Genomic DNA, 16,538 nt, shown 5'->3' on the forward strand with positions numbered 1-16,538 from the left:
CTCCTTTGCCGGTGATGACCATGACCCGCGGACTCCTGATTTCGATCGGCCAGTACTCCGACAGGGGTCGCAAGCCCGTCAACCAGGATTTTCACGGCATCCTGATTCCGGAGGAGCCGCTGCTCAGCCTGAAGGGCATCGCGGCGGTTCTCGCCGACGGCATCTCCAGCAGCACGGTGAGCCAGATCGCCAGCGAGTCGGCGGTCAAGAGCTTCCTGATGGACTATTACTGCACGTCGGAATCCTGGACGGTGAAGACCTCCGCCCGCCGCGTGCTGGACGCAACCAATTCCTGGCTGCACGCGCAGACGCGCAAGAGCCAATATGCCTATGACCGCGACAAGGGCTATGTCTGCACCCTCAGCGCCATGGTCATCAAGGCGACCACCGCGCACATCTTCCATGTCGGCGACTGCCGCATCTACCGCGTCGCCGGCAAGGCGCTCGAGCAGCTGACCGACGATCACCGCATCATCGTGTCGTCGGAGCAGACCTATCTCGGCCGCGCGCTCGGCATCAACCCGCAGCTCGAGATCGACTACCAGACGGTCGAGATCGAGGCGGGCGACACCTTCATCCTCGCAACTGACGGCGCCTACGAATTCGTCGACCAGCGTTTCATCACGAGCGCGCTCAGCGAGCATGCAGCCGAGCTCGACGGGGCCGCGAAGGCGATCGTCGACGAAGCGTACCGGCGCGGCAGCGACGACAACATCACCGTCCAGATCCTCCGCGTTGACGCAGTGCCGCAGCGCGACTCGGCCGGCATCTTCAATCAGACCTTCGAACTGCCGCTTCCTGCGCTGCCCGAGCCACGGGCGATGTTCGACGGTTACAGGATCGTCCGCGAGATCCACGGCAGCAGCCGCAGTCACATCTACCTTGCCGTCGATGCGGAGACCGAGGAGCCGGTCGCGCTCAAGCTGCCGTCGATCGACCTGCGCGACAATGCGGCCTATCTCAAGCGCTTCCTGATGGAGGAGTGGATCGCACGCCGCATCGACAGTCCGCACGTGCTCAAGCCGCTGTCACAGTCGCGGCGGCGCAGCTACCTCTATGTTGCGACCGAGTTCATCGAGGGGCAGACCCTGAGGCAGTGGATGCTGGACAACCCGCGTCCCGATCTGGAGACGGTCCGAGGGATCGTCGAGCAGATCGCCACGGGGCTTCGCGCCTTCCATCGCATGGAGATGCTGCACCAGGACCTCAGGCCCGACAATGTCCTGATCGACAAGACCGGCACTGCGAAGATCATCGACTTCGGATCGGTCAGGGTCGCCGGCGTCGCCGAGGCGGCGCCGAAATCGGCGGACGAGGAAATTCTCGGCACGGTCCAGTACACGGCCCCGGAATATTTCCTCGGCGAGGGGGGATCGCCGCGGTCCGACATGTTTTCGCTGGCCGCCATTTGCTACCATATGCTCACCGGACATCTCCCCTACGGCACCCAGCTCGCCAAAATCCGGGGACGATCGGACGCGTGGAAGTTGAGATATCGCCCGGCCATCGATGCCGAGCGGGGCATCCCGGGCTGGATCGACGGCGCGCTCAGGAAGGCGCTGCATCCCGATCCCTACAAGCGCCACGAGGACCTCTCCGAATTCGTCTTCGAACTCAGGAATCCCAATCCGGCCTATCTCGCCACGCGGACCACGCCGCTTCTGGAGCGCAACCCGCTGCTGTTCTGGAAGCTGACCACGGCGATCCTGGCCTGCGCGGTCATCACGCTGCTCGCGGTGCTTCGGCTGCGATAGCCGGACAAGGTCGGTTCAGGCCGGCTCCGCCGCCTTCACCCCCAGCGGCTTCGGCGCCATGCCGCCGCCGGGCTTGAGGTGGAATTCGTAGGTCATCAGATGCCACTGCCCGCTCGCCTTGGTGCCGTCGGGCATCTCGAGGTCGTTGCGCGGCTCGACCTTGGCGACGAGATCATCCTTGACGCCGAACACCACGTCGGAATCGAGATATTTGTCGCCGTCCATGAAGACATGCGTGATCAGCGGCTCATAGCCCTTCGCGTTGACGAGGAAGTGCACATGCGCCGGGCGCATCGGATGGCGGTTGGTCTGCACGATCATCTCGCCGACGGGGCCATCGGTCGGGATCGGGTAGCTGCACGGCAAAATGGTGCGGAAGAAGAAGCGGCCGTCGCTGTCCGTGATGAAACGCGCCCGCGCCGAGGCGCCGACCTCGTCATAGTTCGGCTTCTGTGAATCGTAGAACCCGTCGTCGTCGGCATGCCAGACGTCGACGGGAACGCCCGCCAGCGGCTTGCCCTTGAGGTCGGTGACGCGGCTCTGCACGAACATCCGCTCGCCGGTTTGATTGTTCGGCGAGATGTCGGTGCCGTGCGCGGTCACTTTGTGCTCGCCGACATAGAACGGGCCGAGCACCGTGGTCTGGGTGGCGCCCTCGCGATCCCTGTGGTTGACCGCGTCCACCAGCATGGAGACGCCGAGCACGTCGGAGAGCAGGATGAACTCCTGGCGGGTGTCGGTGCATTTATGACCGGTGCGGGTCAGGAAATCGATAGCGTATTCCCATTCCTCGAAGGTAAGACCGGTCTTGCTCACGTAATCGTGCAGCGACTTCACCAGTTCCTGGAGCAGGAATTTCGCCCGCGGGTTCGGCGTCTTGTCGAAGCTTTCGACCACGGCTGCGGTGAGTTCGGTCTCGTTGAACTGGGTCATGGTGCGTTGCCTTGCATTTTTCTCGTTGGCCCGGGCGGGCTCCCTGGAAGCGTTCCAGGCCGGACACTACACCACCCGGCCAGCCCGCGTTAAGCGCAACCGGCTTGGAATGGGGCTGCCATTTGGCTATCACCTTGTCGAGAAACTGCCCCGGAGGAACTGATGCTCGCCCCCACCCCCGCCTCGCCCGAATCCGTCGGCATGTCCAAGGCCGCGCTCGACCGCGTCGATGCGCACCTGAAGAACCGGTACATCGATGCCGGCCGCTTCCCGGGCACCCAGCTTCTGGTTTACCGCCGCGGCAAGATCGCGCACAGCTCGGTCCAGGGCCTGGCCGATGTCGAGCGCAAGGTGCCGGTCAAGGACGACACCATCTACCGCATCTATTCCATGACCAAGCCGCTCACCAGCGTCGCTTTCATGATGCTGGTCGAGGAAGGCCTCGTCGCGATCGACGAGCCCGTCGCCAAGTACATACCGGAATGGAAGGATCTCGGCGTGTTCGTTGCCGGCACCGCGCCGGCCTTCCTGACCCGGCCGCCGTCCCGGCCGATGCTGATCGTCGACCTGCTGCGCCACACCTCCGGGCTGACTTACGGCTTCCAGCAGCGCTCCAATGTCGATGCCGCCTATCGCGCCGAGAAGATCGGCGAGGTCGAGAAGTCGGGCACGCTCCAAACCATGATCGAGGCGCTCGCGAAGATCCCGCTGGAGTTCTCGCCGGGCGAGGCCTGGAACTACTCGGTCGCGACCGACGTGCTCGGCTACCTCGTCGGCAAGATTTCCGGCATGCCGTTCGAGCAGTTCCTGAAAGCACGCATTCTCGATCCTCTCGGCATGACCGACACCGATTTCCACGTGCCGGCCTCGAAGGCCGATCGCTTCGCCGCCTGCTATTCGGCGGACCCGGGCGGCGGCATGACCTTCCATGCCGGCCAGCGCCGCGAGGGTCTGACGCTCCAGGACGATCCGGCGACGAGCTCGTTCCTGTCCCCGCCCTCCTTCATATCCGGCGGCGGCGGCCTGTGCTCGACGGCCGCGGACTATCTCACCTTCTGCCGCGCGCTGCTCAACGGCGGCGAGCTCGGCGGCGTCAGGCTGATCGGGCCGAAGACGCTGGCACTGATGACGACCAACCACATTCCGTGCGGCCGCTTCCTCCCCGAGGTATCGCGCTCGCTGTTCTCGGAAGCCACCTATAACGGCATCGGCTTCGGCCTCGGCTTTGCCGTGACGATGCGCCCGGCCGAGACGCTGATCGCCGGCAGCCCCGGCGAATACAATTGGGGCGGCGCGGCGACGACCTCATTCTGGATCGACCCGGCCGAGGAATTGATCACCATCTTCATGACGCAGGTGCTGCCGTCGAGCGCCTACCCGCTCCGGCGCGAGCTGCGCAGCATGGTGTATGCCGCGATCACCGAGAGCAATCTGTAACCGCTTGAATCGATTCCGCGGCCGTCGGCCGCGGAATCTCAATATCAGACGCTCATTTGAGCATCTCCGGCACGATCAGGCGCGGCAGGAACAGCGACACGCACCGCCGTTTGTCATCCTCCTCAGTTTGACGTGCAGACCTTGACGGTCTTCATGCCGCTCTCGGCTTCGGTGCGCGACTTGTAGATCGTGCCCGACGGACTGACGACGGTCATCGACGTGTCCGTGGGCTTCTTGTCGACAACGGTGCACTTCTTCGTCTTGACGTCCTGGACGACGTAGAACTCGTCGGCCGCGAACGCCGGCAGGGACAATGCAGCAACCATCAATGCTGCAGTTGCGATCTTCAGCTTCATTTTATCCTCCTCCAATCGCCGGACGTTTCCGCCCGGCCGATTCTTGAACGGGAACAAATGGCAATTTGTTCCTAAGCAAGAGGAACGCCGTCCGCAGTGGGATGTTGACGCCGCACTTATTCCAACGAGGAGAACAAGATGAAGAAGCTGTTTCTGCTTTCCGCCGCGGCGGTGATGATCTCGACTGGCGCGTTCGCGCAGTCCACCGTGGTGACGACCACCGGAACCGGGCACGCGGCCGCCGTTCAGATCGAGCCGGAATACCGAACTAGGATCAAATCCTACATCACCGAACATCGCGTTCGCCCCGTGACGACGAAGGAGAAGATCATCGTCGGCGCGACGGTGCCGAGCGATGTCGAGCTCGAGGCGGTTCCTGCCGACTGGGGGCCCGCGCTCACCAAGTACCGCTACGTCTATTCCGGCGAGCGCGTGATGTTAGTGGATCCGGGCTCCCGGACGGTCGTCCAGGAAATCGACTGACAAGACGTGATGGAGGGGGCCGCATCAAGGACGGCCCCCTCCCGGAGTTGACGATGACATCGCATCGAGAGGCCCGGATCGCCGGTGTCAGCCTGGCGGCCATCTACGCCATCTGCCTGTTGCTGGCCGCAATCGGCATGAGCTGACCGGCAGACACCTGCGGCCGCGCTGCAAAGATTCGGTCTGGTCTGCTCGCTGAATGCAAAAATCATGGCGCGGCGCACGTCCTGACCGTATGGTCTGACAAAATCATAATCCGGCGCCGTCGCGCTGGAATCGGGACGCCGCGTTTGTCCAGGTTCACCCTTCCGGTCCGGCTCGCTCTCCTGGTCACGGGGACGATGTTGCCGCTGATCGTCTTCGCGGTTGGCATTGCCGTCTACAATTACAAGCAGGACCGCAGCGACGCGACGCGCCGCGTGTTGGAGAACGTGCGCAGCATGCGCCTGGTGATGGATTCCGAGGTGCAGCGGATGACCGGCGGCTTGCAGGTGCTCGCACTGACGAACTCGCTGCGCAACGACGACTTCCCGAACTTTCGCCGCATCGCGCTTGGCTTCCTCGACCAGTATGGCAAGGGCGGCCTGGTGCTGATCTCCGACCGCAAGGGCCGGCTGCTGTTCTCCTCGGCGACGGAGGACACCGCGAGCCTGCCGCCGCGCGGCAATCTGGAGATCGTCGAGAAGGTGTTTGCGACCAGAGCGCCGCAATATTCCGACCTGTTCACCGGCGCGCTCAACGGGCGGCAGGTTCTCACCGTCGAAGTGCCGGTGTTTCGCAACGGCGAGGTGATCTACGACCTCTGCTTCAGCCCGCCGATCAGCATCTTTCAGGATCTGGTGGAGAAGCAGCGCCCGGACCGGCAATGGACGGTAAGCCTGCTCGATGCCAAGGGCACCGTGTTCGCGCGCGCGCCGAACCCCAGCGAGACATTCGGCAAACGGGCTTCGCCGTCGCTCTACGCCGAGATGTTCCGCAGCGACGAGGCGGCGCTTCCGACCGTGTCGCTCGACGGCGTCGCGCTCGCCGCCGCCTACACCCGTTCGGGGCTGACCGGCTGGACCGTGGCTGCCGGCGTCGCCGAGAGTTCACTGATCGCCCCGCTCTGGCGCAACATCGCCGTCACCAGCCTGATCGGCGGCATCCTGCTGCTCACCGGCCTCACCTTTGCGGTCCGCATGGCGACGACGATCGCACGCGGCGAGATGCTGCACGATCTGCTGATCGAGGAGCTCAACCACCGCGTCAAGAACACGCTGGCCCTGATGCAGGCGATCGCGGTGCAGACCTTCCGCAGCGCGAGCCGCGAGGAGCGGGCCAAGTTCGAGGGCCGCCTCGGCGCGCTCGCCGAGGCGCACAATCTGCTCAGCCAGGAGAAATGGGCCGGCTCGGAACTGAAGGAGGTGATCACGCGCGCGCTCCAGCCGTTCCTGCTCAATGCGCCCGAGCGCATCCGGATGGATGGCCCCGCGGTGCCGCTGTCGCCGCGACTTGCCGTGGTGCTGTCGATGATCGTGCACGAGATCGCCACCAACGCCGCGAAATATGGCGCGCTGTCCAACGAGACCGGCCGGGTGACGCTGGACTGGGAAGTCATCGCCGACACACCGAAGCCGCGGCTGCGGCTGATCTGGAGCGAGATCGGCGGACCGCCGGTGACGGCGCCGGTGCGGCGCGGCTTCGGCTCGCGCCTGATCGAACGCAGCGCCCGCGACCAGCTCGGCGGCGAGGCAACCGTCGATTTCCTGCCGCGCGGCGTCGTCTGCACAGTGACCTGCGCGCTGGACGAGGCGCGGTGAATCAACGGAATGGTCATCCCCAATGCCGGATTTGCAGGTTAGAGCGATAGCCATGTGAAGGCCTCGCACCTTTTGTCATAAAACGTCTTTCACAAAATCTCCGTTCAAGACCCAGGCAACTCAGCGCCGCCCGTCGTGCATTTTCGAAAACGCGCGCCTGCCCGGAGCAGGATCGGACAAAGCATGGCCGCTTCAGGAAAGACGCGGGGAGTTTGCGCCGCCTAGAACGTGCACCGACCCGTACAAATACGGGCACCTGATCCGAAGCTCGATGCGATCAGGAGGAGCCACGCAATGATCGAGAGCAGCACACTCATGCGCAATCCCTCGCACAACGGCGTGCCGTCCGCACCCGGCGCACAGCCGGACGATGGCTCGACCTCCGAACGGCGGGCCGCCGACGCAGAGATGGCGCGGGTGCTCAGGACCGAACCGGCTCGCATGGCATTGGATTCCTCCGGCGCCGGCATCGCCCACTGGAAACATGATCCATTGCACGACGTCGTCGAGCCCATGAGCCACCATGTGATCATGGCGTACAACGGCATGATGCAGCGCATGGAGCGGCGGTCGGGAAAATCGGTTGCGATCGGCACGTTTCGTCCTGGAGTGGTGATCATCATTCCGGAAGGATCGAGCTCCCGATGGGATATTCCGAAGCCTGTCGATGTGGTCCAGCTCTATCTTCCGAATGCAACACTGAAGCGCGTTGCCGACGAAGCCGGGACCGCAAAACCGGCCGACCTGCTGGAGCGGACGGCGCATCCCGATCCCATCACGTCCAGACTGCTCTTGAGTGCAGCGGATGCGCTGGGGGGCAACGGAGCCCTGGATACGTTGTTCCGTCATCAACTGACGGATCTTCTGGCCACCCGCCTGCTGGTTGCCCACACCGGTTCGCCAACAACGTTTCAACAGACCATGGGCGGGCTGTCGCCGAAGGTCCTGCTCCGTGCGATCGAACGGTTGCGCTCGGACAGCGATGCGGACATCTCGCTCGATGCGCTGGCTTCCGATGCCGGCCTCTCGCGCTTTCACTTCTGCCGTGCCTTCAAGGAGAGCACCGGGCTCTCGCCGCATGCCTGGCTGCGCCAGCACAGGCTCGAGCAGGCCATGAACATGCTGCGGGAGAGCGACGAATCGGTCGTCTCGGTCGCCGCAGCGCTCGGCTATTCCTCGCAGACCGCCTTCGCCGCGGCCTTCAAGAAGCTGACGGGTGAAACGCCGAGCGATTGGCGCAGGCGCATGCGTTAGCAGCAATCTCTCGACAGGGACGGCAATCGCTCTGGGGCAGTCGGATATCTGGTTCGCTAAACATCTCAGCATCGCACGACGCGGACGGAGACCAACGATGGACTGGAAACACCTTGCAATCGCACCGCGACGGAAAGCCATCACGTCGGCGCTGCTGTATGGGCTCTCGCTGACCGTACGCTTCACCCAGCCGACAGCCGAAGAAGCGACCTTACAAGCGACGCAAAGCGCCAATCCCGCAACGTCAATCCTGATCAATCAGGGTTGGCCCAGAAAACCGATGGTGCCGGCAGCTCTGCGCGGCTGGACATCGGGCCCGAGAAGCTGCCCGGCGGCATGTGATGGCCCTGGGCTACTGTCCTCACTGCCGAACTGCGCCGCGCCGTAAGGGTCCGGCGGTCTCCGTTTCACCTCGTCGCGTCATCGTCGATCGCACAGGCTCTGCCCACACAAGGCGGCGGCGATGACGCGCGCACGTCCCGAGTACTAACCCCAGGAGTCAACCACATGCGACTGCTCATCATTGGCGCCGGCTTCGCCGGCATGTACGCCGCCCTCTCCTCGGCCCGCCTGCGCGACATCCAGGGCGTTTCGCCTGACGATCTCGAAATCGCCCTGATCGCACCGGAGCCGACGCTGGTGGTCCGCCCGCGGCTCTACGAGCCGAAGCCGGAAACCCTGACGGCACCGCTGCTCGATGTCCTCAGGGCGATCGACGTCGACTACATCCAGGGCAGCGCCGAGACGATCGACACCAAGGCGCGGATGGTGCAGATCGCCGCTCCCAGGGGCACGCGCACGACACTGTCCTACGACCGCCTCGTGATCGCCACCGGCAGCCGGCTGTTCCGCCCCAACATTCCCGGCCTTGCCGAGCACGGCTTCAGCGTCGACTCGCTCGATGACGCGATCGCACTCGACAAGCATCTGCACGGTCTGGCCGACCGGCCGGCCGTGAACGGACGCGACACGGTCGTCGTTGCCGGCGGCGGCTTCACCGGCATCGAGGCGGCAACCGAGCTGCCCGCGCGCCTGCGCAACATCTTCGGCAAGGACTCCAGGACGCGCGTCATCATCGTCGAGCGCAACAGCGCGATCGCGCCCGACATGGGCGAACCCCCCCGCCCGCTCATCGAGGATGCGTTGCGAAAGCTCGGCGTCGAGATGCGGCTCGGGGCCGGCGTCGTCTCGCTCGACAAATCCGGTGTGACGCTATCGACCGGCGAACATATCGAAACCGAGACGGTGGTCTGGGCGGCCGGCATCCGCGCCGCGCCATTGACCGCGCAGATTCCAGCCGAGCGCGACAGTTTCGGCCGCCTGCTGGTGGACCGCGATCTGCGCGTGCCTGTCGTCGCCGGCGTCTTCGCCACCGGCGATGCTGCGCGCGCCGCATGCGACGACGAGGGCAATTACGCGCTGATGTCGTGCCAGCACGCCACGCGCATGGGAGCCTTTGCCGGCAACAACGCCGCCGCCGAGCTGCTGGGCGTTCCGACCAGGCCGTATCACCAGAAGGCCTACGTCACCTGCCTCGATCTCGGCGAAGCCGGCGCGGTGTTCACGCGCGGCTGGGAGCGCAAGGTCGAGCTGGTCGGCGACGTCGCCAAGAAGACCAAGCAGGAGATCAACACCGTCTGGATCTATCCGCCGAAGGCCGAGCGCGCCGCGGCGCTCGCGTCGGCCGATCCGGAGCGCGTGACCAGTCTCTAACCACACGAGGCGATGACGGCCGCGCTCTCCTGGCTACGCGGTCCGCTCAACCAAGACCAGCCAGAACCAGGACCAACCACCTTCCCATGAAACAGGAGACAGACATGAATCTGCACAACACCTCGTACCCCGTGTCATCCGGACCTGAAGAGCTCGTTCCGTCGCGCTACGCGCTGAAGGTCGGCGAGATCGACGTGCTGGTGGTCAGCGACGGCGTGCTGCCGCTGCCAACCACGATGTTGGCGCACAACGCCGCCCCGGCCGAACGCGCGGCCTGGCTGCACGACATGTTCCTGCCGCAGGATGCCTTCGACTGGGCGCTGAATGCGGTCATGGTGCGCAGCGGCGGCAAGACCATCCTGATCGACGCTGGACTGGGGTCCGACCCAAACTTGCACCTGCCGCGGGCCGGACAGTTGATCAAGCGACTGGAGGCTGCCGGCATCGACCTGTCGTCCGTGACCGATCTGGTGCTGACCCATCTGCACATGGACCACATCGGCGGGCTGCTCGTCGACGGGGTGAAAAAGCGATTGCGCAAGGACCTGCGGATCCACGTGGCCGCCGCCGAGGTCAAATTCTGGGAGTCGCCCGATTTCTCGCAGACCGCCATGCCGCAGGGATTCCCGGACGCGCTTCGCGCGACCGCCAAGCGGTTCGTGAGCGAGTACGGCAGTCAGTTGCGGCAGTTCGATGAGACCCACGAGATTGCGCCCGGCGTCATCGCCCGTCGCACCGGCGGTCATACCCCCGGACACAGCGTGGTGCGCGTAGCGTCCGGCGGCGATGCGCTGACATTCGCCGGCGACGCCGTGTTTGCGGTCGGGTTCGAACAACCCGACTGGCACAACGGCTTCGAGCACGATCCCGAGGAGGCCGCGCGCGTTCGTGTCCGTCTCTTGCGAGAGCTTGCCGAGACCGGCGAGATGCTGGTGGCCACTCACCTGCCGTTCCCGTCCATCGGCCGGGTGGCGATCGACGGCGACGCCTTCCGTTTTGTGCCGGCCTTCTGGGACTACTGACCGCCTGTTGAGTTAGGCCGAACGGGGCGCGTGCTCATGACGTTCGTGAGTACGCGCCCTGAATTCAATCGGCCCGGTATGGCCCCCGTCCACCGACCCGGATATAGCGAGAAGTACCGATGAACTATGTGCTTGGAGCATCGCAAGGATGACCTGTGCAAGTCCCGAACTCGTTATCTTCGATTCGGACGGTGTCCTGGTCGATAGTGAGATCATTGCCCTGACCGTGCTGGTCCGGACAGCATCTGAGGAAGGCGTGGCGATCAGCATGGAAGACGCGATACGTTCGTTCCGAGGGGTGAAGATGACGGACTGCGTGCGCGAAATCGAGCGCCGGTTAGGCCGCAGTGTCCGAGACACTTTCGTCGCCGACGTTCGGCTGGCAACCGCGCTGGCTTTTGATGCCGAACTGAGGCCTGTCGAGGGAATCCATGCAGCGTTGGCTGCAATCACCGCTCCGGTTTGCGTGGCGTCTAACGGACCCATGTCGAAACTCACGCATGCACTCGGATTGACGAGCCTGCTGGGGCACTTCGAAGGACGCATATTCAGTGCGTACGAGGTTGGTTCGTGGAAGCCGGACCCCGGCCTGTTTCTGCATGCTGCGCAGACGTTGGGCGCTCACCCCTCACGTTGCGTCGTTGTTGAGGACTCATTGTCCGGGATTTACGCAGCAAAGGCCGCAGGAATGAGGGTCCTCGGCTTTACCGGAGGTGATCCGGAAATTGAGCAAGAGTTAGCAGCTGTCTGCGACGACCTCTTTCATCGCATGAGCGACCTTCCGGCTTTGCTGAGCATGGAATGATTGCAGCACTCCCATTCGACACGCCCTACCCGAACGTCTGCAACGCCGGAAACGTCTCCAGCAGCCAGATGCTCACATTCGAGACCGCGCCGGTGAGAAAGCCGATGCCGGTGATCACCATCAACACGCCCATGGCGCGCTCGACATTGACGAGATGGCCCTTCATGCGCGCGAACAGCGCGGAGAACTGCTCGATCATCAGCGCGGCGATCAGGAAGGGAATGCCGAGGCCCGCGGAATAGACCGCGAGGAGCCCTGCGCCCTTGGTCACCGTGGCTTCGGCCGCGGCGATCGAGAGGATCGCGGCGAGGATCGGGCCGATGCAGGGCGTCCAGCCGAAGGCGAAGGCGAGGCCCATGATGTAGGCGCCCCACAGGCCGACGGGTTTCGGGATCGGCAGCCGGCCCTCGCGCATCAACAGGCCGATGCGCGTCAGGCCGAGGAAGTGCAGACCCATCACGATGATGACGACGCCGGCGAGGATCGACAGCTCCGCCGACCAGGCCCGGATCAGCCCGCCGACCAGCGAGGCGCTGGCGCCGAGCGCCACAAACACGGTGGAGAAGCCGAGCACGAACAGAAGCGCCGACATCATGATCGCGCGCTTGGAGGCCGATGACGGCTCGTCGCTCTCGACATGCTCGATCGTCGCGCCCGTGAGATAGATCAGGTAGGGCGGGACCAGCGGCAGGACGCATGGGGAGAGGAAGCTGACGAGGCCGGCAATCAGCGCCGCCGGGATCGAAACATTTTGCATGATGCAGTCGGAGCCATCTCAGGCGCCGGCGCGGCGCGCGGGGAATGCGCGCGGCCCGGAGCACCGGCTCTGGTGTAGCCGATGCCGGAAAATGCGCAACAGAGGCGCACAAAACCAGGGCTCCTCCCGATGCCGTCCGCAATCACAGATGCGGCATCGGGACGCGCACAAACCTCGCCAAAAAGCGAGATCCGGCGGCGCGGCTACTTCACCACGCGGAGCAGCGGACGCCGGGGCTGGTCCTGCGTCTGCTTGGAGGGGGGTGGCGGTTCGCTTGCAGCGCTCCGCAGCATTTCGTCGCACAATGCCTTGAGATCGGCACTGTCAATTCCTTTGAGTTTCATCCGCACGTCCAGGATGACAATGGACAGCAGCTCGGCCGACTCACGGCTATTGATCTCGTTGAGAACCCTGCGGCACTCCTCGAGCGTTTCCAGCACCGACTGCAACTGTTCGTCTGAATGCGACACCGGCGTTCTTTCCGTTAATTCGGCCTGCGAGACGTGTTGGTGACGACCCCTCTGGCCCCCATGGAGAGCCAACGATAGCACGAGGCCGCTGCGCCTCTGAACATGATTTCAGTGTGTTTCTGCGTTGAAACTGCGGTTCCGGCGAACATCGCCCCGCTGCTTAATTGGCCATCATCGAAACGACGAAGGGTAGAACGCACGATGCGCTGTGATCGATCCGTCCTGGAAGGCGGGAACGCCTCTCTCGCAAGCAGATCCATTGCGGACAGCGCCGACAATCCCGCAGCCATTTCGCGGCTCGCAACGGAACTCACGCGACACCCCTCATTCGGGCGAAAGTTTGCCCGATTCCCAGCCCTTGGCCGCACTCAGATACCACCTTCGAGGTAGTAAGGATGGCGTTCAAAACTCGCCATTCCCCAACCCGTCGTGGTTGTGGTTTGCGCCAGATTCTGCCAGTTTAACAACCCGAAGGGACTTGTATGCACTCCTTGGCGGAAAGGGGCGTTCCACTAGAGGAACGCCAAAAAGCAAATCTCAGCGGCCTCTCGGATTGGGATGCCGCCCGGATTTTCCTGGAAGTCGTCCGATCCGGAAGTTTCCGCTCGGCGGCCGAACGTCTGTCGCTGTCGATCAACGCCGTCCGCCGACGCATCGACGATTTCGAGCGTCAGACCGGCACTACCCTTTTCACCCGCGACGTGCACGGCACCCACCTGACTGACGAGGGCACGATGGTGGTCTCCGCCGTCGAACGAATGGAGGCGGCTGCGTTCGACGTGCTGCGCACCAGCGATTCGACGGCCAATGTCCTGTCCGGCGAGGTCCGCGTCGCGGTGACCGAGGGCCTTGGGACGTTCTGGCTCGCCCCGCGCCTGGTCGAATTCCAGCAGGCCTATCCGAAGATTCTGGTCGACCTGCATTGCGCGATGCGATCCGCAGACGTCTCCCGCCACGAGGCTGACGTCGCCATCCACCTGTCGCGTCCTTCCGCGCTCGACGTCAAGCTGGTGCGGCTCGGCCGCATGCATCTGATGTTCTGGGCCTCCGAGAAATACATCGAGAAACATGGCGCTCCGCGCTCGGCAATGGAATTGATCAAGCACCGCCTAGTGCTGCAATTCGCCGACCAGCTCGCCGCCAAGGAAACTTTCGAGAGCTTCTTCCCGGGCGTTCCTGAACGTGACCTTCTGGTCATGAAGACCAACGTCTCAAGCGCCAACTACTGGGCTGTCGCGAATGGCGCCGGAATCGGCGTATTCCCGAGCTACGCCGTCGCGCTTGGCGGGAAGTTGATTCCACTGGAGGTCGAGCTGAACCGACCGCTGGATATCTGGTTGTCCTACCATCCCGGTAGCGGCCGAATTCCGCGGGTACGACACATGATTGACTGGCTGATCGAGGCTTTCAATCCGGCTCGCTTCCCGTGGTTTAAGGAAGAGTTCGTGCACCCGCATGAATTCAAGGACTCGTATATGGGCGAACCCCTGACCCAGCTCTTCGGGGGATTTTCAACCGAAGAACGGTGAGAACGAACATGAAAACAGCGGCGAAGAGAATGAAGCAACGCAGTGCCGGCAAGCCCGACATCGAGCTTGGCAAACGGATCCGTCTGCGGCGCGTCGAGATGAAGATCTCGCAGGCCGAGCTCGGCGAGAAGCTCGGCGTCAGCTTCCAGCAGGTTCAGAAATACGAGAAGGGCGTCAATCGCGTCGGCGCGGCTCGGCTTCAGCAGATCGCCACCGCCCTCGACGTGCCCGTGACCTTCTTCTACGACGGCGACAACAAGGCGCGCGAAGTCGAGAGCCTGCTGTTCCTCGATTCGGCCTTCAGCCTCCGCCTGCTGCGCGCCTACAGCAAGATCAAGGACCAGACGGTGCAGCGTCAGCTCGTCTCGCTGATGGAATCGATCGCGGCGAACGAAGCCTGATCCATCTCGGCGGTCTGGCCTTCAAGGCCGACGTTCAATCCACCGCGTCGCGGGGCGCGGCCGGATTGAACGAGACCTGCTGGATCAGATTTGGCCTGCGCGCCGTCCGCGCGCGGCATTCGGGGCGGCCTGACCGCCCTTTTTTTTTGGTCTTTTTCTTGATCTTTTTCTTCATCTTTTCCCTGCCCCCGCCCGCGGTTTTCGCGAACCCATCTCCACCCTGCCGCGACCCAATCGAGAGACTCCGCACTGGACGCGCGGAGTTTTCGACTGCCGTGCTTAATGGGACCTCAATATTGATGCCCTAGCTTCCCGCCGATCTTACCAATCGGCGCCCGCGGCGCGGCGACCGGGAAATTGCCAATGCGAGCGCTCGTCCGGGCCTCGTCCTCAGGGGAAGAACAAGACAGATGTCGAAGCGCCATGCCGTGATGATTGCCATGGGCCTCTTCGCCAGCGCTTCCGCGCTCGCGCAGACCGAGACCACGGGCCAGGCCGGCTCCAGCCCGGCGGCGTCGGGCGGCACCGTGCCGGCCGCCGCCAATCCGGCCCACGCGGCCGCGCCGAAAACCGCCGCGTCGACCTCGGCCTCGACGCCGGAAAGCCGCTCGGCCGCGGCGCTCGCGATGACGCACGAGCCGACCTATGACGAGGGCTCAGCCCAGCGCATCAAGGACGCGGCGCTCAGCTATTCCGATCTCGCGGTGCGCGGCGGCTGGCCGACGATCCCGGCAGACGCCAAATTCGCACTCGGCGTCCAGGGCGCCAATGACGACCTGCTGCGCAAGCGGCTGATCGTCTCCGGCGACCTTTCCGCCGACAAGGCAAGCGGCGCCTTCGACCAGGATCTCGCGGACGCGGTGAAGCGTTTCCAGGCTCGCCACGGGCTGGCGCCGACCGGCATGGTGACGCCGCGCACGCTCGCGGCGATGAACGTTTCCGTGCAGAAGCGCATCCGGCAGCTGGAGGCTTCGCTCCAGCGGCTCGAGAACATGAATTTCGGCTTCGGCCAGCGCTATGTCGTGGTCAACATCCCCGCGGCCTTTGCCGAAGCGGTCGAGAACGACGTCGTGGTGCGGCGCTATCGCGTCATCGTCGGCAAGACCGAAAAGCCCTCGCCGACACTGACGGCCCAGATCACCAGCGTCGTTCTCAATCCGACCTGGACGGTGCCGTCATCGATCGCCAAGATCGAAATCTCCGCGCATATGCGCAAGGACCCGACCTACCTGTCGCGTATGCACATGGAGGTGCTCGACGCCCACGACAATCCGATCGATCCGCATTCGGTCGACTGGTCCGGCACGCATACGCCGAACTTCACTGTGCGCCAGCAGAACGGCACCTTCAACGCGCTCGGCGCGGTGAAGATCGACATGCCGAACGCCTACTCGGTTTACATGCACGACACCAACCAGCGCAATCTGTTCAGCGACGACTACCGTTTCGATTCCCACGGCTGCTCGCGCGTCGACAACGTGCGCGATCTCGCCGCCTGGCTGCTCAAGGACCAGCCGAAGTGGAGCCGCGCCGCGATCGACGCTGAAATCGCGAGCGGCCAGCACCTCGACGTCGCCATGGCGAAGAAGGTCCCGGTGGCCTGGACCTATCTCACGGCGTGGATGACCAAGGACCAGACCGTCCAGTTCCGCAACGACGTCTATAACCAGGACGAGCAGTTGCTGGAAGCGACCGCGGAAGAGGCGGCCTTCTTCAGCAATGCCGGCAGCCATCCGCTGACCGCGCACATGACGCGCTAGGATCGGCGCAGTAGCCGCGCCATGCAATCGCGGCACAGGCGGATGCAGAGCCCATCGCCTCGCCG

The 16,538-nt window shown here is 64.1% G+C and carries 17 protein-coding genes; 12 read left to right on the forward strand and 5 right to left on the reverse strand.

Annotated elements, in window-relative coordinates; translation table 11 throughout:
* Positions 1-14: 14 nt before the first annotated feature.
* Positions 15-1,754: a bifunctional protein-serine/threonine kinase/phosphatase gene (locus EI171_RS34020; protein ID WP_161535911.1), complete on the forward strand. Its 1,740-nt coding sequence runs from the start codon at positions 15-17 to the stop codon at positions 1,752-1,754.
* A gap of 15 nt (positions 1,755-1,769) precedes the next feature.
* On the opposite strand, the gene EI171_RS34025 is transcribed toward EI171_RS34020, so the two are convergent.
* A complete protein-coding gene (locus EI171_RS34025; RefSeq protein WP_011085583.1) occupies positions 1,770-2,687 on the reverse strand; it encodes an intradiol ring-cleavage dioxygenase in 918 nt (305 codons plus the stop codon).
* A 162-nt stretch (positions 2,688-2,849) separates the two neighbouring features.
* Between EI171_RS34025 and EI171_RS34030 the strand changes: the two genes are divergently transcribed.
* Positions 2,850-4,124 carry a serine hydrolase gene (locus tag EI171_RS34030; protein ID WP_161535912.1) on the forward strand — a complete coding sequence of 425 codons (1,275 nt, stop codon included), beginning with the start codon at positions 2,850-2,852 and terminating at the stop codon, positions 4,122-4,124.
* 122 nt (positions 4,125-4,246) lie between these two features.
* Here EI171_RS34030 and EI171_RS34035 read toward each other — a convergent pair whose 3' ends face one another.
* On the reverse strand, positions 4,247-4,480 hold the full coding sequence (locus EI171_RS34035) for a hypothetical protein (protein ID WP_011085581.1): 234 nt from the start codon (positions 4,478-4,480) through the stop codon (positions 4,247-4,249).
* Between the two features lie 138 nt (positions 4,481-4,618).
* Between EI171_RS34035 and EI171_RS34040 the strand changes: the two genes are divergently transcribed.
* The 7 genes from EI171_RS34040 (at position 4,619) to EI171_RS34070 (ending at position 11,556) form a co-directional block, all read left to right on the forward strand.
* Positions 4,619-4,963 carry a DUF1236 domain-containing protein gene (locus tag EI171_RS34040; RefSeq protein ID WP_011085580.1) on the forward strand — a complete coding sequence of 115 codons (345 nt, stop codon included), beginning with the start codon at positions 4,619-4,621 and terminating at the stop codon, positions 4,961-4,963.
* Between the two features lie 341 nt (positions 4,964-5,304).
* The gene (locus tag EI171_RS34045) at positions 5,305-6,762 is read left to right on the forward strand and encodes a sensor histidine kinase (RefSeq protein ID WP_161537135.1); all 1,458 of its coding nucleotides are present in this window, start codon (positions 5,305-5,307) and stop codon (positions 6,760-6,762) included.
* A gap of 294 nt (positions 6,763-7,056) precedes the next feature.
* Positions 7,057-8,016: a helix-turn-helix domain-containing protein gene (locus tag EI171_RS34050; RefSeq protein ID WP_371740285.1), complete on the forward strand. Its 960-nt coding sequence runs from the start codon at positions 7,057-7,059 to the stop codon at positions 8,014-8,016.
* 97 nt (positions 8,017-8,113) lie between these two features.
* Positions 8,114-8,404: a hypothetical protein gene (locus tag EI171_RS34055; RefSeq protein WP_074077158.1), complete on the forward strand. Its 291-nt coding sequence runs from the start codon at positions 8,114-8,116 to the stop codon at positions 8,402-8,404.
* A gap of 119 nt (positions 8,405-8,523) precedes the next feature.
* Positions 8,524-9,729, forward strand: coding sequence for an NAD(P)/FAD-dependent oxidoreductase (locus EI171_RS34060; RefSeq protein ID WP_161535913.1), 1,206 nt, complete (start codon positions 8,524-8,526; stop codon positions 9,727-9,729).
* A 104-nt stretch (positions 9,730-9,833) separates the two neighbouring features.
* Positions 9,834-10,751 (forward strand): MBL fold metallo-hydrolase, encoded by a 918-nt coding sequence (locus tag EI171_RS34065; RefSeq protein WP_028174779.1) that lies wholly within the window; start codon positions 9,834-9,836, stop codon positions 10,749-10,751.
* A gap of 148 nt (positions 10,752-10,899) precedes the next feature.
* A complete protein-coding gene (locus tag EI171_RS34070) occupies positions 10,900-11,556 on the forward strand; it encodes an HAD family hydrolase (protein WP_161535914.1) in 657 nt (218 codons plus the stop codon).
* 25 nt (positions 11,557-11,581) lie between these two features.
* Here the strand turns inward: EI171_RS34070 and EI171_RS34075 are convergent, their stop codons facing one another.
* Both EI171_RS34075 and EI171_RS34080 read right to left on the reverse strand, forming a co-directional pair.
* Positions 11,582-12,313: a cytochrome c biogenesis CcdA family protein gene (locus EI171_RS34075; RefSeq protein WP_011085573.1), complete on the reverse strand. Its 732-nt coding sequence runs from the start codon at positions 12,311-12,313 to the stop codon at positions 11,582-11,584.
* Positions 12,314-12,516: 203 nt separating this feature from the next.
* On the reverse strand, positions 12,517-12,783 hold the full coding sequence (locus EI171_RS34080) for a hypothetical protein (protein ID WP_011085572.1): 267 nt from the start codon (positions 12,781-12,783) through the stop codon (positions 12,517-12,519).
* A 482-nt stretch (positions 12,784-13,265) separates the two neighbouring features.
* Between EI171_RS34080 and EI171_RS34085 the strand changes: the two genes are divergently transcribed.
* Entirely contained in the window at positions 13,266-14,312 is a 1,047-nt protein-coding gene (locus EI171_RS34085) for a LysR family transcriptional regulator (RefSeq protein WP_011085570.1), read from the forward strand.
* Between the two features lie 29 nt (positions 14,313-14,341).
* Complete coding sequence (locus EI171_RS34090) at positions 14,342-14,713, forward strand: helix-turn-helix domain-containing protein (protein ID WP_014497036.1); 372 nt, start codon at positions 14,342-14,344, stop codon at positions 14,711-14,713.
* Positions 14,714-14,747: 34 nt separating this feature from the next.
* Here EI171_RS34090 and EI171_RS34095 read toward each other — a convergent pair whose 3' ends face one another.
* Positions 14,748-14,888: a hypothetical protein gene (locus EI171_RS34095; RefSeq protein ID WP_161535915.1), complete on the reverse strand. Its 141-nt coding sequence runs from the start codon at positions 14,886-14,888 to the stop codon at positions 14,748-14,750.
* 235 nt (positions 14,889-15,123) lie between these two features.
* Between EI171_RS34095 and EI171_RS34100 the strand changes: the two genes are divergently transcribed.
* A complete protein-coding gene (locus EI171_RS34100; RefSeq protein ID WP_161535916.1) occupies positions 15,124-16,473 on the forward strand; it encodes a murein L,D-transpeptidase in 1,350 nt (449 codons plus the stop codon).
* Positions 16,474-16,538: the final 65 nt, after the last annotated feature.

Origin of the sequence: Bradyrhizobium sp. LCT2 (assembly GCF_009931255.1) — a bacterium.
GTDB lineage: Bacteria > Pseudomonadota > Alphaproteobacteria > Rhizobiales > Xanthobacteraceae > Bradyrhizobium > Bradyrhizobium diazoefficiens.

What these genes read in the sequence shown, in the direction of transcription:
- EI171_RS34035 (WP_011085581.1), bottom strand. Translation starts at nt 4,480, where the DNA reads ATGAAGCTGAAGATCGCAACTGCAGCATTGATGGTTGCTGCATTGTCC.
- EI171_RS34050 (WP_371740285.1), top strand. Translation starts at nt 7,057, where the DNA reads ATGATCGAGAGCAGCACACTCATGCGCAATCCCTCGCACAACGGCGTG.
- EI171_RS34060 (WP_161535913.1), top strand. Translation starts at nt 8,524, where the DNA reads ATGCGACTGCTCATCATTGGCGCCGGCTTCGCCGGCATGTACGCCGCC.
- EI171_RS34065 (WP_028174779.1), top strand. Translation starts at nt 9,834, where the DNA reads ATGAATCTGCACAACACCTCGTACCCCGTGTCATCCGGACCTGAAGAG.
- EI171_RS34095 (WP_161535915.1), bottom strand. Translation starts at nt 14,888, where the DNA reads ATGAAGAAAAAGATCAAGAAAAAGACCAAAAAAAAAGGGCGGTCAGGC.
- EI171_RS34030 (WP_161535912.1), top strand. Translation starts at nt 2,850, where the DNA reads ATGCTCGCCCCCACCCCCGCCTCGCCCGAATCCGTCGGCATGTCCAAG.
- EI171_RS34040 (WP_011085580.1), top strand. Translation starts at nt 4,619, where the DNA reads ATGAAGAAGCTGTTTCTGCTTTCCGCCGCGGCGGTGATGATCTCGACT.
- EI171_RS34090 (WP_014497036.1), top strand. Translation starts at nt 14,342, where the DNA reads ATGAAGCAACGCAGTGCCGGCAAGCCCGACATCGAGCTTGGCAAACGG.
- EI171_RS34085 (WP_011085570.1), top strand. Translation starts at nt 13,266, where the DNA reads ATGCACTCCTTGGCGGAAAGGGGCGTTCCACTAGAGGAACGCCAAAAA.
- EI171_RS34045 (WP_161537135.1), top strand. Translation starts at nt 5,305, where the DNA reads ATGTTGCCGCTGATCGTCTTCGCGGTTGGCATTGCCGTCTACAATTAC.
- EI171_RS34075 (WP_011085573.1), bottom strand. Translation starts at nt 12,313, where the DNA reads ATGCAAAATGTTTCGATCCCGGCGGCGCTGATTGCCGGCCTCGTCAGC.
- EI171_RS34055 (WP_074077158.1), top strand. Translation starts at nt 8,114, where the DNA reads ATGGACTGGAAACACCTTGCAATCGCACCGCGACGGAAAGCCATCACG.
- EI171_RS34070 (WP_161535914.1), top strand. Translation starts at nt 10,900, where the DNA reads ATGACCTGTGCAAGTCCCGAACTCGTTATCTTCGATTCGGACGGTGTC.
- EI171_RS34025 (WP_011085583.1), bottom strand. Translation starts at nt 2,687, where the DNA reads ATGACCCAGTTCAACGAGACCGAACTCACCGCAGCCGTGGTCGAAAGC.
- EI171_RS34020 (WP_161535911.1), top strand. Translation starts at nt 15, where the DNA reads ATGACCATGACCCGCGGACTCCTGATTTCGATCGGCCAGTACTCCGAC.
- EI171_RS34100 (WP_161535916.1), top strand. Translation starts at nt 15,124, where the DNA reads ATGTCGAAGCGCCATGCCGTGATGATTGCCATGGGCCTCTTCGCCAGC.